The organism is Kitasatospora sp. NPDC051164 (assembly GCF_044455625.1).
Taxonomy (GTDB): Bacteria; Actinomycetota; Actinomycetes; order Streptomycetales; family Streptomycetaceae; genus Kitasatospora.
On the sequence record NZ_JBITFB010000027.1, the window covers coordinates 18,315 to 32,296 of the forward strand.

8 protein-coding genes are annotated in these 13,982 nt (G+C 75.7%); 6 read left to right on the forward strand and 2 right to left on the reverse strand.

Features of this window, described 5'->3' with window-relative positions; all coding sequences use genetic code 11:
* Positions 1 to 17 precede the first annotated feature (17 nt).
* Positions 18 to 4,727, reverse strand: a complete 4,710-nt coding sequence (locus tag ACIBEC_RS33750; protein WP_360505160.1) for an ATP-dependent helicase — start codon at positions 4,725 to 4,727, stop codon at positions 18 to 20.
* Between the two features lie 227 nt (positions 4,728 to 4,954).
* Between ACIBEC_RS33750 and ACIBEC_RS33755 the strand changes: the two genes are divergently transcribed.
* The 6 genes from ACIBEC_RS33755 (at position 4,955) to rny (ending at position 12,133) form a co-directional block, all read left to right on the forward strand.
* Positions 4,955 to 6,562 (forward strand): S8 family serine peptidase, encoded by a 1,608-nt coding sequence (locus ACIBEC_RS33755; RefSeq protein WP_360505162.1) that lies wholly within the window; start codon positions 4,955 to 4,957, stop codon positions 6,560 to 6,562.
* A 73-nt stretch (positions 6,563 to 6,635) separates the two neighbouring features.
* Entirely contained in the window at positions 6,636 to 6,830 is a 195-nt protein-coding gene (locus ACIBEC_RS33760; protein WP_360505164.1) for a DUF3046 domain-containing protein, read from the forward strand.
* Positions 6,831 to 6,867: 37 nt separating this feature from the next.
* Positions 6,868 to 8,130: an AI-2E family transporter gene (locus ACIBEC_RS33765; protein WP_396289634.1), complete on the forward strand. Its 1,263-nt coding sequence runs from the start codon at positions 6,868 to 6,870 to the stop codon at positions 8,128 to 8,130.
* 195 nt (positions 8,131 to 8,325) lie between these two features.
* Positions 8,326 to 9,456 carry a recombinase RecA gene (gene recA, locus ACIBEC_RS33770; RefSeq protein WP_360505166.1) on the forward strand — a complete coding sequence of 377 codons (1,131 nt, stop codon included), beginning with the start codon at positions 8,326 to 8,328 and terminating at the stop codon, positions 9,454 to 9,456.
* Positions 9,457 to 9,460: 4 nt separating this feature from the next.
* Positions 9,461 to 10,531, forward strand: a complete 1,071-nt coding sequence (recX, locus tag ACIBEC_RS33775; RefSeq protein WP_396289636.1) for a recombination regulator RecX — start codon at positions 9,461 to 9,463, stop codon at positions 10,529 to 10,531.
* 132 nt (positions 10,532 to 10,663) lie between these two features.
* On the forward strand, positions 10,664 to 12,133 hold the full coding sequence (gene rny / locus ACIBEC_RS33780; RefSeq protein WP_360505168.1) for a ribonuclease Y: 1,470 nt from the start codon (positions 10,664 to 10,666) through the stop codon (positions 12,131 to 12,133).
* A gap of 44 nt (positions 12,134 to 12,177) precedes the next feature.
* Here the strand turns inward: rny and ACIBEC_RS33785 are convergent, their stop codons facing one another.
* Positions 12,178 to 13,935: an FAD-dependent monooxygenase gene (locus tag ACIBEC_RS33785; RefSeq protein ID WP_360505170.1), complete on the reverse strand. Its 1,758-nt coding sequence runs from the start codon at positions 13,933 to 13,935 to the stop codon at positions 12,178 to 12,180.
* Between the last annotated feature and the right edge of the window lie 47 nt (positions 13,936 to 13,982).

The window sequence follows — 13,982 nt, forward strand, 5'->3', positions numbered from 1 at the left end:
GCGCCCGCGGCGTTGGTCTACGGACGCAGGCGCAGGCCGCGGGGGGTGGCGTGGAAGCCGGCCTCCTCCAGGGCGCGGCCGAGGTCCGAGCCGAGGGCGGGCTCGCCGTTGGCCCGCTCCACCGTGACGCTGCCGAGGGCGCCCTCGCGGACGGCGGCGGCCAGCGCTCCCGCCGCGAGCGCCCGGGTGGCCTCGTCCTCCGGCCAGGCCAGCAGGGACTTGCCGCCGCGCTCCACGTACAGCGCCAGATCGCCGTCCACCAGGACCACCAGCGCGCCCGCCTTGCGGCCCGGGCGGTGGGCCGTGGACTCCTTGCCCCCGGGGGCGGTCGGCGGCTCCGGCCACGGCAGGGCGGCGCCGTAGGCGTTCGCCGGGTCGGCGGCGGCCAGCACCAGCGTCTGCGGCGGCTCGGTGGCCGGGGCGGCCGGCCACTCGGCGGCCCGGGCCCGCTCCAGCCGGCCGCTGACCGAGCGCAGCCGGTCGGCCGCGCCCTCCATGGCGAACTGGGCGCCGCCGAGGCCCTCGACGAAGTAGCCCCGGCGGGCCCGGCCGCGCTCCTCCATCGCGGCCAGCACCCGGTAGACCCCGGCGAAGCCACCGGGCACCCGTTCGGCCGCCACCGTGCCGCGGGTGAGCAGGCCGTGCCGGTCCAGCAGGCTCTGCGCCCGGGCGGTGGCCCGGACCGTCGGGTCGGCGGCGAAGGCGGGCAGCAGCGACCAGCGCCCGGCCACCGTCGGCGGGCCGCTGCGCAGGGCGCCGCCGGCCCGGCCGAAGGCGCGGCCCGCGCCGCCGTAGCGGCCGCGCGGGGTGGCCCGGGGCGCGCGGTGGGCGGTCGCGCCCGCCGTCCGCCCGGAGCCCAGCAGGGCGCGCAGCGGGGCGAGGGTGTCATTGGTGACGTAGCCGGCCCAGACCAGGTCCCAGAGGGCCGCGACGGCCTCGGGCTCCGGGGTCTCCTCCGGGAGCTGCTGGACGAGCTGGCGGAAGAACAGGCCGTAGCCGCCCGCCAGTGCGGACATCAGCGCGCTGTGCAGCGGAGTGAGCGCGGGCGGGACCGGCTCCGGGCGCAGCAGATGGGCGTTCTCGGCGAGGTGGAGGCTCAGCCAGCCGTCCTTGCCGGGCAGCGCGCCGGCCCCGCACCAGCCGATCTCGCCGGCCGCCGTCAACTCGTCCAGCAGGCCGGGGGAGTAGTCGGCGAGCCGGGCCGGGAGGACCAGCTTCTCCAGGGCGGAGGCGGGCAGCGCGGTGCCCTGGAGCTGCTCGACCACCCGGAGCAGGCCGTCCGGGCCGCGCAGCCGGTGGCCGGCCAGGTGCTGCCACTGCGGGAGGAAGGCGGCCAGGGCGCGCGGCGGGACCGGCTCGACCTCCTGGCGCAGCGCGGCCAGCGAGCGGCGGCGCAGCCGGCGCAGCACCTCGGCGTCGCACCACTCGGGGGCGATGTGGCTCTCCGCGGGCCGGAACTGGCCCTGGACCAAGCGGCCGGCGGCGGTGAGGCGGTGCAGGGTGCCGGTGACGACGGCGGTGCCGAGGCCGAAGCGGTCGGCGGCCTCGGCGGCTGTGAACGGGCCGTGGGTACGGGCGTGGCGGGCGATCAGATCGCCCAGCGGGTCCTTGACCGGCTCGGTGAAGGCCTCGGGGACGCCGACCGGCAGCGGGGTGCCGAGCGCGTCGCGCAGCCGTCCGGCGTCCTCGATCGCGGCCCAGCGCCGCTCGCCGGCGATCCGGACCTGGATCACCCGGCGGGCGGCCTCCAACTCCAGGGCCCAGAGCGGCTCGGCGCCGCGGACGGTCAACTCGGCCTCGGCGAGCGGGCCGAGCAGGCGCAGGGCGTCGGCGACGCCCTCGGCGTCCTTGATCCGGCGCTCGGGAGTGAGGCGCTGGAGTTCGGCCTCCAACTCGGCGAGCACCTCGGGGTCGAGCAGCTCGCTCAGCTCGGCCTGGCCGAGGAGTTCGGACAGCAGCCGGGAGTCGAGCGACAGGGCGGCGGCCCGGCGCTCGGCGAGCGGGGAGTCGCCCTCGTAGAGGAACTGGGCGACGTAGCCGAACAGCAGCGAGCGGGCGAACGGCGAGGGTTCGGCGGTGGTGACCTCGACCAGGCGGACGGCACGGGACTCGAGGTCGCCCATCAGCTCGACCAGGCCGGGGACGTCGAAGACGTCCTGCAGGCACTCCCGGACGGCCTCCAGCACGATCGGGAACGAACCGTACTCGGAGGCGACCTCGAGGAGTTGGGCGGCGCGCTGGCGCTGCTGCCAGAGCGGGGTGCGGCGGCCGGGGTTGCGGCGCGGGAGCAGCAGGGCGCGGCCGGCGCACTCGCGGAAGCGGGAGGCGAACAGGGCGGAGCCGCCGACCTGGTCGGTGACCAGCTGCTCGATCTCGCCGGGGTCGAACAGGGCGGCGTCGGCGCCGACCGGGGCGTCGTCCGGGGCCGAACCCGCGGGTTCGGAAGGGCTGCTGAAATCGAAGTCGGGGGCCAGCAGATCGGCGTCCGGGAGGCGGAGCACGATGCCGTCGTCGGCGTGCATGACCTGGGGGTCCAGGCCGTGCTTCTCGCGCAGCCGGGCACCGAGGGCGAGGGCCCAGGGGGCGTGCACCTGCGCGCCGAAGGGGGAGTGGACGACGATCCGCCAGTCGCCGAGCTCGTCCCGGAAGCGCTCGACCACGATGGTGCGGTCGTCCGGGAGATGGCCGCAGGCCTTGCGCTGTTCGGCGAGGTAGTCGAGCAGGTTGGCGGCGGCCCAGTCGTCCAGGCCGGCCCGCTTGAGGCGCTCGGTGGCGGCCTCGGGCTGCAGCGAGCCCAGCTCACGGGTGAACGCGCCGAGGGCGCGGCCGAGTTCGAGCGGGCGGCCGAGGGTGTCGCCCTTCCAGAACGGGAGCCGGCCGGGGATCCCGGGGGCGGGGGTGACGAGCACCTTGTCGTGGGTGATCTCCTCGATCCGCCAGGAGGTGGTGCCCAGGGTGAACACGTCGCCGACGCGGGACTCGTAGACCATCTCCTCGTCGAGCTCTCCGACCCGGCCACCGCCCTTCTTGGGGTCGGTGCCCGCGATGAAGACGCCGAACAGGCCGCGGTCGGGGATGGTGCCGCCGGAGGTGACGGCCAGGCGCTGGGCGCCGGGGCGGCCGGTCACGGTGCCGGCCACCCGGTCCCACACCACGCGGGGGCGCAGCTCGGCGAAGGCGTCCGAGGGGTAACGGCCGGCCAGCATGTCGAGCACCGCGTCGAAGGCGGACTGCGGGAGGGTGGCGAAGGGCGCGGCGCGGCGGACCACGGCGAGCAGCTCGTCCACCGGCCAGGCGTCCAGGGCCGTCATCGCGACCAGCTGCTGGGCGAGCACGTCCAGCGGGTTGCGCGGGATGCGCAGCGCCTCGATCCGGCCGGCCCGCATCCGCTCGGTGACCACGGCGGACTGCACCAGGTCGCCCCGGTACTTGGGGAAGAAGACGCCGGTGGAGACCGCGCCGACCTGGTGGCCGGCCCGGCCGACCCGCTGCAGGCCGGAGGCGACCGAGGGCGGGGACTCGACCTGGACGACCAGGTCGACGGCGCCCATGTCGATGCCCAGCTCCAGGCTGGAGGTGGCGACCACGGCGGGCAGCCGGCCGGCCTTCAGCTCCTCCTCGACCAGTGAGCGCTGCTCCTTGGAGACGGAGCCGTGGTGGGCCCGGGCGATGACCGCGGGAGCGCCCTTGGCCGCGCCCGAGCCGCCCATCAGCTGGGCCGGGGCGTGCGCCTGGGGGACGACGGCGCCGGTGGCGCGCTCGTGGGCGATCTCGTTCAGCCGGTTGCACAGGCGCTCGGCCAGGCGGCGGGAGTTGGCGAAGACGATGGTCGAGCGGTGCGCCTCGACCAGGTCGACGATGCGCTCCTCGACGTGCGGCCAGATCGAGGCCTGCCGCTGCGGGTCGCTGTCGGCGGCGCCGCCGGTGGCGGGCGCGGCGGGCAGGTCGTCCAGGTCGGGGACGGGGACGACCACCGACAGGTCGAAGTCCTTGTCGGCGGGGGGCTGGACGACGACGGCGCCGCGCTGCGGGCTCAGGTAGCGGGCCACCTCCTCGACCGGGCGGACCGTCGCGGACAGGCCGATCCGGCGGGCCGGGCGCTCCAGCAGTTCGTCCAGCCGCTCCAGGGTGAGCGCGAGGTGGGCGCCGCGCTTGGTGCCGGCGACCGCGTGCACCTCGTCCAGGATCACCGTGTCCACGCCGCGCAGGGCCTCCCGGGCGGCCGAGGTGAGCAGCAGGAACAGCGACTCGGGGGTGGTGATCAGGATGTCCGGCGGGTGCGTCGCGAAGCGGCGGCGGTCGGCCGCCGGGGTGTCGCCGGAGCGGATGGCGACCTGGACCTCCGGCTCGGGCAGGCCGAGCCGGACGGCGGCCTGGCGCAGGCCGGTGAGCGGGGCGCGCAGGTTCCGTTCGACGTCCACCGCGAGGGCCTTGAGCGGTGAGACGTAGAGGACCCGGCAGCGGTGCTTGGGCTCGGCCGGGGGCGGGGTGCTGCTGAGCCGGTCGAGGGCGGAGAGGAAGGCGGCGAGCGTCTTGCCGGAGCCGGTGGGGGCGACCACCAGGACGTCCGTCTCCTGCCGGATGGCGCGCCAGGCCTCGGCCTGGGCGGTGGTGGGGGCGGAGAAGGCACCGGTGAACCAGGCCCGGGTGGCCGGGGCGAAGCCGGCCAGGGAGTCGTCGGCCGGCGGGGAGTCATCGCCGGGCGGGGTCGGGTGCTGGGGCGCCATGCCCCCATGGTGCCGGGTGGGACCGACAACCGTGCGCGTGGCGAGCTGGGCCGGGTGGGGCGACCGGGCGGGGGCGGGGGCAGGCGAGGCGGCCGCGCGAGGGGCGCGGGCGGGAGGGGCCAGGGGGGTGCAAGCCGGGGAGCAGAAACGACAATCCGCTCATATGGTGATGATTTGGAAGCATGATCCATCCGTGACCCACCGGACCGACGAGCGGAGACCGTGCGATGGCGCAGGCGCACCCGTCGGACAGGCCCGCCCGCGCCGGCCGGCGCCGCCGGGTCCGCGGACCCGCCCGGGCCCTGCTCGCGATGCTCCTCACGGCGCTCGTGGTGGGCGGGGCCGTCCCGTACGTCTCCGGGTCGGGGCGCCCCTACCTCAGCTACCTGGTGCTGGCCGCGCGGGAGGACGCGTCCGGGGCGGCCCGGGCCGGGGCGGAGAGCCGGGCGGCGGGCGGACAGGTGGTGCAGGAGTACCCGCAGATCGGGGCCGTCCTGGCGTACGCGACCGGAGGGTTCGCGGACAAGGTGCGCACCCGGCCCGGGATCGCCGCCGTCGGTGCGACCCGGACCGCGCCGGTGGTGGCGCCGCCCCGGGCGGTGGACGGGGCCGGGGACTTCACGGCGGGCGCGGGCCGCGGCGAACGCGGGACCGCCGGTGCGGACCGCGCCGGCGCCGACCGGGCGGACAGCGGGACCGCCACCGTGCCCGACCCGGCCGAAGGCGGCGCCTGGAACCTCGCCCTGCTCGGCGCGACCGCGACCCGGGCCGGCGACGCCTCCCCGGCGCCGAACGCCTCCCCGGCGCCGAACGCCTCCCCGGCGCCGAACGCCTCCCCGGCGCCGAACGGCGCCCCCGCGAGCGGCGTGCCGGACCCCGGGACGCTGCACCGGGTGCTGGTAGCCGTCCTGGACTCCGGCGTGGACGACACCCACCCGGACCTGCGCGCCGCCGTCGACCCGAAGGCCTCCGCCTCCTGCGCCGACGGCCGGCCCGACGCCCGCACCGGCGCCTGGCGGCCCGACCCCGGGGTGGGCGAGAGCGGCCACGGCACGCACGTCGCCGGGATCGTCGGCGCCGCCCGGGACGGCCGCGGCGTCACCGGGGTCGCGCCCGGCGTGCGGATCGCCGCCGTCCGGCTGCTCGGACCGCTCGGGCAGTACTACGCCGAGAACATCGTCTGCGGGCTGCTCTGGGCCGCCGACCACGGCGCCAAGGCGATCAACAACAGCTACTTCGCCGACCCGTGGAAGTACAACTGCCCCGAGGACCGGGACCAGGCCGCGCTGATCGCCGCCGTCGACCGAGCCGCCGGGTACGCCCGGAGCAAGGGCGCGGTCGTGGTCGCCTCGGCGGGCAACGACGCGCAGGACCTCGGCGCCCCCCGGACCGACGAGCGCAGCCCCAACGACCGGGTCACCGGTCCGGCGCAGACCCGCTACCTGGGCACCGAGTGCGTCCGGCTGCCCGGCGAACTGCCCGGCGTCGTCACCGTCGCCGCCGTGAACCGGGACGGCCACCCGTCCGCCTACTCCAACTACGGGCGCGGCCGGATCTCGCTGGCCGCCCCCGGCGGCGACCCGGACGGTGGACCGCAGAACGCGATCGTCTCCGACTGGCCCGGCGGGCAGTACACGGCGCTGGCCGGCACCTCGATGGCGGCCGCGCACGTGACCGGCGCGATCGCGGTGGCGGCGGCGCTGCACCCCGACCTCGGCTCCGACGCGCTGGCGGCACTGCTCGCGAGCACGGCGGCGGCCGGCTGCCCGCCGGGGCCGTACGCCTGCGGCGATCGACAGTACTTCGGGGCGGGGCTGCTGGCGCTGCCGCGGTGACCCGTGCGGCGAGGCCGGGTCCGCGCCGGCGGCGGGCCCGGGCCGCCCGCCGCCGGGCAGGGATACTTGAGCCATGAGGCTGACGGAGTTCTGGCGACGGATGTACGCGCACTTCGGGGAGGCGTACGCGGAGTCGTTCGCGACCGACCACGTGATGACCGAGCTGGGCGGGCGGTCGGTGCGCCAGGCACTGGAGGCGGGCTGGGAGGCCAAGGACGTCTGGCGCGTGGTCTGCGAGACCCAGGGGGTCTCGACGCTGCTGCGCTGAGCGCGGCCCGCCGCCCGGTATGGGACAGACTGTCCGGGTGACAAGCAGCGCAGAGCAGAGGAAATCGGACAGTTCGGTGCGGCCGGCCGACGAGGTACGACCGGCTGACGAGGTACGGGCCGACGGTGAGCGTGCGGGTGGGGGCGGCGGTCTGTGGGGCGGCGGGATGCCGCGCTGGCTGCCCCGGGCGATGGTGCTGTTCCTCGTGCTGGTCGGGCTGTTCCAGCTCGCCGACTGGGCCTTCCGGCAGCTGATCGACCTCTTCGTGATGCTGCTGGTGGCCTTCTTCCTCTCGCTCGCGCTGGAGCCGGCCGTCGACCGGATGGCGGCGCGCGGGGTGCGCCGGGGGGTCGGCACCTTCCTGGTGTTCGTCACGGTCGGGGTCGCGGTGCTCGGCTTCCTCGCGGCGCTCGGCACGCTGCTGGTCGACCAGGTGGCGAAGATCGCCGGGGACCTGCCGCACCTGGTCGACAACCTGATCAACTGGATCAACCGGACCTTCCATCAGGACCTGTCCCTGGGCGAGTTGCAGAAGAAGCTGCTCAAGGACTCCGGCACCATCGAGAACTACGCCCAGCAGGCCGCCGACAACGTCTGGGGCGTCTCCTCCACCGTGATCGGCGGGCTCTTCCAGGCCTTCACGGTCGGGCTGTTCACCTTCTACTTCACCGCCGAGGGCCCACGGGTGCGCCGGACGGTCTGCTCGCTGCTGCCGCCCGCCAAGCAGGGCGAGGTGCTACGGGCCTGGGAGATCGCGCTCGCCAAGACCGGCGGCTACCTCTACTCCCGGGCGCTGCTCGCGGTGGTCTCGGCCGCCGGGCACTGGGTGATGTTCGCGCTGCTCGACCTGCCCTACTCGGCGGCGCTGGCGGTCTGGGTGGGCGTCATGTCGCAGTTCGTGCCGACCATCGGGACGTACCTGGCCGGGGCGTTGCCGGTGCTGGTGGCGCTGACCGTGGAGCCGGTGGACGCCCTCTGGGTGCTGGTCTTCGTGGTGGTCTACCAGCAGGTCGAGAACTACCTGCTGCACCCGAGGATCACCGCGCGGACCGTGGACGTGCACCCGGCGGTGGCCTTCGGCGCGGTGATCGCGGGCGCGGCGCTGCTCGGCGCGGTGGGCGCACTGATCGCGATCCCGGCGGCGGCGACCCTGCAGGGCTTCGTCGGGACGTACGTGCGGCGGTACGAGGTGGCCACCGATCCCCGGATCGACCGGGGCGAGCAGCGGCGGGCCCGGCGGGAGCTGCGCCGGGAGGCGGCGCGGCGGCTGCGGCGGATGGTCGGCGGGGACGGGAAGTGACGCCGGGGCGGCGCTCCGGGGGTGACGCCGGGGCGCCACGGCGCGGACGTGCGAAGCTTGAATCGAACAGATGTTCTTTGTACTCTCCGGCGAAGAGTTTTCCACAGGGCGAGCCGGGTCGGTCTCGTTTGTCAGTGGGACGCGCTAGCGTCGATGACGATGAAGCGCACAGCACAGAACCCGAGGGAAAAAGCCATGGCAGGTACGGACCGCGAGAAGGCCCTTGAGACCGCGCTCGCCCAGATCGAGCGGCAGTTCGGCAAGGGCTCGGTGATGCGGCTCGGTGAGAAGGCCAACGAGCCCATCGAGGTGATCTCCACCGGGTCCACCGCCCTGGACGTCGCCCTCGGGGTCGGCGGCATCCCGCGCGGCCGGGTGGTCGAGATCTACGGCCCCGAGTCCTCCGGTAAGACCACCCTGACGCTGCACCTGGCGGCCAACGCCCAGAAGGCCGGCGGCACGGTCGCCTTCGTCGACGCGGAGCACGCGCTCGACCCGGAGTACGCCAAGAAGCTCGGCGTGGACACCGACGCCCTGCTGGTCAGCCAGCCGGACACCGGTGAGCAGGCCCTGGAGATCACCGACATGCTGATCCGCTCCGGCGCGATCGACCTGGTGATCATCGACTCGGTCGCGGCGCTCGTCCCGCGCGCCGAGATCGAGGGTGAGATGGGTGACTCGCACGTCGGTCTGCAGGCCCGGCTGATGAGCCAGGCGCTGCGCAAGATCGCCGGTGCGCTGAACCAGTCGAACACCACCGCGGTCTTCATCAACCAGCTGCGCGAGAAGATCGGTGTGATGTTCGGCTCGCCGGAGACCACGACCGGTGGCCGGGCGCTGAAGTTCTACGCCTCGGTCCGTCTGGACATCCGCCGGATCGAGACCCTGAAGGACGGCACCGAGGCGGTCGGCAACCGCACCCGCGTCAAGGTGGTCAAGAACAAGGTCGCCGCGCCGTTCAAGCAGGCCGAGTTCGACATCCTCTACGGCGTCGGCATCAGCCGCGAGGGCGGCCTGATCGACATGGGCGTCGAGCACGGCTTCATCCGCAAGTCGGGCGCCTGGTACACCTACGAGGGCGACCAGCTCGGCCAGGGCAAGGAGAACGCCCGCAACTTCCTGCGGGACAACCCGCAGCTCGCGGACGAGATCGAGCGGAAGATCAAGGGCAAGCTCGGCATCGGCCCGAAGACCGAGGAGCCGGCCGAGGGCGAGGCGGACGCTGCTGCTGCCGCCGTCACCGCCGCCGACGGCGCCGCGAAGCCGATCACCGCGACCGTCGCCAAGACGGCCGCGGCGAAGAAGACCGCGGCGGCCAAGGCCTGAGCCGTTGACGCAGTACGACACGGTGGGCGGCGGCCCGGCGGACCAGGAGGACGACGACTTCGGGCCGCCGGACTGGTTCGCCGCGGTCGCGGAGGAGCCGGCGCCCGCGCCGTCGCGTTCCAGCCGGCGGCGGGAGCGTCCGTCCCCCGGGCAGTGGACATCCGGCCGGGAGCCGGAGTTCGACCGGGCCCCGGTCCGGGCGGTGCGCGGCGCGGCGCCCGGCCCGGGTCCGGCGGAGGGCCCGGTCGAGGCGCTCGGGCTGGTCTCCGCCTCCGAGCTGCCCACCGGCCGCCGTCGCCGGCGCTCGGCCCTGGCGGCCGAGGAGCCGGGAGCGGGCCTGCCCGCCTCCGCACCGGCGGCCGTGGAGCACGGTCGGGGCGAGGCCGAGGCGGCCGGTCACGGGGGTGTGGCCGCCTCGACCTCCCGTTCCGTCGCCCGTCGGGGCCGGGCCCGGCGCGGGCGTTCCGGCGAGGAGCAGTCCGGCGAGGAGCAGTCCGGCGAGGGACTGCCAGGCGAGAGGCTGCCAGGCGAGGACGAGGGCGCCGGCCGCACCTCCCGGAAGAAGCAGGCCGAGGAGTCGGCCGACCCGGAGAGCCGCGCCCGGGACATCTGCCTGCGGCTGCTGACCGGTGCCGCCAAGACCCGCAAACAGCTCGCCGACGCCCTGCGCAAGCGGGAGATCCCGGACGAGGTCGCCGACGAGGTGCTCACCCGGCTCGAGGAGGTCGGGCTGATCGACGACGCGGCCTTCGCCGCGGCCTGGGTGGAGTCCCGGCACGCCGTCCGCGGCCTGTCCCGGCGGGCGCTGGCCCAGGAGCTGCGCACCAAGGGGGTGGCCGCCGACCTGGTCGAGCAGGCCGTCGCCCAGCTCGACCACGACGACGAGGCGGAGGCGGCCCGGGTGCTGGTCGAGCGCAAGCTGCGGTCCACCCGGGGGCTGGACCGACAGGTCCGCACCCGGCGGCTGGTCGGGATGCTGGCCCGGCGCGGCTACTCCGAGGGGCTGGCGTTCCGGGTGGTGCGTGCCGCGCTGGACGAGGAGCCGAGTGAAATGTCGGAAACCGCGTGGGAGTAGTGGCAGTTTCGTAGGCTTCTTGGTGCGGACCAGGTCAAGTCTTGACCATTTCTTGACCCACGCCTAGCCTCGCCTTCAGTGCCCGGGGCGCCTGCGGACGGCGGCCCGCGCAGGGGACGGGGAGTGGGCGGCATGACGATCTCGGCGGGCGCCGGACCGAGCGGCTCGCTCCTGCTGATCGCCGGTTCGGCCGCCGCCCTCCTGCTGGTGCTCGCGGTGCTCGCCGGGCTGGTCATCGGACGGCTCCGGACGGCCCGGCGCGGCGCGTCGGCCGAGGCCGAGCGGGCCCGGCGGTCGACTGAGGAGCAGACCGCCCGGCAGCGGGCCGAACTCACCCGCCGTGAGGAGCAGCTGACCGAGGAGCTGCGCAGACTCCGCCGACGGGAGGACGAACTGGCCGAGCGATCGGCCGAGTTGGAGCGATCCCTGGGCGAGGCCGAGGCGCTGGTGACCCGCCGGGCGGCAGCCCTGGAACGGGCCGCCGGGCTCTCCGCCGGACAGGCCCGCGCCGAACTCCTGCGCGAGGCCGAGGCCTCGGCCCGGCTGGAGGCCGCGGTCACCGTCCGGGAGATCGAACGCGAGGCCAAGGAGGAGGGCGAGCGCCGGGCCCGGTCCATCCTCGCCGGGGCCATCCAGCGGCTGGCGACGGAGCAGACCGCGGAAACCGCCGTCACCGTCTTCCGGCTGCCGAACGAGGACATGAAGGGCCGGATCATCGGCCGTGAGGGCCGCAACATCCGCGCCTTCGAGGCGGTCACCGGGGTGAACCTGATCGTCGACGACACCCCGGAGTCGGTGCAGCTGTCCTGCTTCGACCCGGTCCGCCGGGAGACCGCCCGGCTCACCCTGGAGCAGCTGGTCGAGGATGGCCGGATCCACCCGGCCCGGATCGAGCAGCTCCACGAGCGCAGCCGCTCGGAGGTCGAGCAGTGCTGCGTCCGGGCCGGCGAGGACGCTCTGCTGGACGCCCGGGTCGGCGTGATGCACCCCGAACTCGTCCGCACCCTGGGCTCGTTGCGCTACCGGGCCTCGTACGGGCAGAACGTGCTCGGGCACCTGCTGGAGTCCGCGCACCTGGCCGGGATGATGGCCGTCGAACTCGGCGTCGACCCGGAGCCGGTGCGGCGCGCCGCGCTGCTGCACGACATCGGCAAGGCGCTCACGCACGAGGCCGAGGGCAGCCACGCGGCGGTCGGCGCCGAACTCGCCCGGCGGTACGGCGAGTCGCCGGAGGTGGTGCACGCGATCGCCGCCCATCACAACGAGGTGGAGCCCGACACCGTGACGGCCGTGCTGACCCAGGCCGCGGACGCCTGCTCGGGCGGCCGGCCCGGGGCGCGCAAGGAGTCGCTGGAGCTGTACGTCCGCCGGCTGGCGCGGCTGGAGGAGATCGCGCGCTCGCACGCGGGGGTCGCCGAGGTCTACGCGATGCAGGCCGGCCGCGAGGTGCGGGTGATGGTCCGCCCGGACGCCGTGGACGACCTCGGCGCGGAGCAGCTCGCCCGCGAGGTCGCCCGGCAGGTCTCGGCCGAGCTGACCTACCCGGGGCAGATCCGGGTGACAGTGGTCCGCGAGAGCCGCGCGACGGCGGTGGCGAGCTAGCCCGGACGGGCCGTCCCCGCCCGCGGGGCCGAGTCGGAGGCGCTCTAGCTCGGGGAGTCGACCTGGTGCGGTGCGTGCCGTCCGGCGGGCTCGGGCTCGTGCTCGGGCTCGGGCTCGGGTTCCGGCGCGGGGTCCGGAGCCGAGGTGAGCGCGTCCGGGCCGCCGCGGGCGTGGTCGGCGAGGGCGAGGAGGTCCTCGGCGACGGCGCCCTGGGTGACGCCGACCAGGTGGCCGTCGGGGCGGATCAGCAGGACGGTGTGCGGGCCGGCGCCCGGGTAGTCCTCGGCGACCAGGACCTCGGCGGGGACCGGCAGGGCGGCGGCGACCTCGGCGAGCCGGGGCATCAGCCCGGCGCCGAGCCAGTGCTGGGACGACCAGACCGCGGTGCCGGGCGCGACCAGCAGCAGCAGGAAGGTGGCGCCGAGGCGGGCGTGCAGGTGGTCGGGGGTGCCGTCGGCGGTGAGCACCGGCAGGTCCGGGACGAGCACGCCCGGGGCGGTGGCGGGCAGCAGTTCGCTGAGCGAGGTGGAGCCGCGCGAGCCGCGCTGCACCGGGACCCGGGCGGGGACGCCGGAGGGCGCCGCCGGGTAGGCGGGCGCGCCGCCGAAGCGGCCGGTGCCGAGCTGGCCGTCGGCGAGCAGCGGGGCGTGCTTGCGGAAGCCGCCGACCAGCAGCGAGCGCCGGGTCTGCTGCCAGCCGCGCAGCGGGCGCAGCAGCGGCATGGACTGGTCGACGGCGCGCAGCCGGGCGCCGACCGCGCCGCGCCGTTCGGCCTCGTAGCCGTCCAGCAGGGAGCCGCCGGGCTGCGGGCCGCCGGAGTGGAGGTGCCAGGCGAGGGCGAGCCGCCATGCGAGGTTGTCGGCGTCGCGCAGCCCGTCCGCGAGGTTCTGCATGCCGAGCGCGCCGTGCAGGTGGGCGGCGTCGCCGGCGAGGAAGCAGCGGCCGACCCGGAACCGGGCGGCGAGGCGCTGCTGGGCGGTGTGGTCGGCGGCGGCGAGCAGCTCGAAGCGGGGCAGTTCGCCGCACCAGCCGGTGAGGGTGGCGGTGACCCGGGTGAGGAGGGTGTCGCCGGTGACGATGCCCGGCCAGGTGGCGTGCGGGTCGACCGTCTCGGTGGGGGCGGGGCGGCCGGGGGGCAGCCGCCAGTCGAGCCGCCAGACGCCGTCTGGCAGTGGACGGGCGGAGGCCTCGCGGTCGCCGCGCCACGGAGGCTCGCGGTGCAGCCGGGCGCCGTCGAAGGGCAGGTCGACCCGGACGGTGGCGATGGCGTTGCGGTCGACTGCCGGGCGGCCGGGGAAGCGGATCTTCAAGAACCTGCGGACGGCGGATCTCGCGCCGTCGCAGCCGACCAGGTGGCTGCCGCGCCACCAGGTGGTGGCACCGGTCTGGGTGCCCACGGTGCGGATGCTGACGCCGTCCCGGTCCTGTTCGAGTTCGACGACCCGGTGGAGCGGGACCAGCTTGATCAGCGGGGTGCCGGTCAGGGCGTCGCGCAGGCCGCGCTGGAGGCGGTGCTGGGGGAGGTGGAAGGTGGGCGAGTCGGTGAGGTCGATCCGCAGCACCTCCTGGCGGCGCCGCCAGATGCCGAAGGAGTCCCACAGGGCGGAGTCGGAGACCGCCCGCGGGTAGCCGATCCGGGTCAGGAAGGCGGCGGTGTCGGCGCCGATGACAAGGCTGCGCGGGCCTTCGGGGCAGAGCCCGGAACCCTCGTCCAGGACGATGGTCGGCACCTCGTGCCGGGCCAGGGCGAGGGCCAGGGCCAGACCGACCGGTCCGGCCCCGACCACGATCACCGGGTCCATGAGCGGACCTCCGGGCACGAACCGGCCGATCGGCCGGCGTCAGTTAC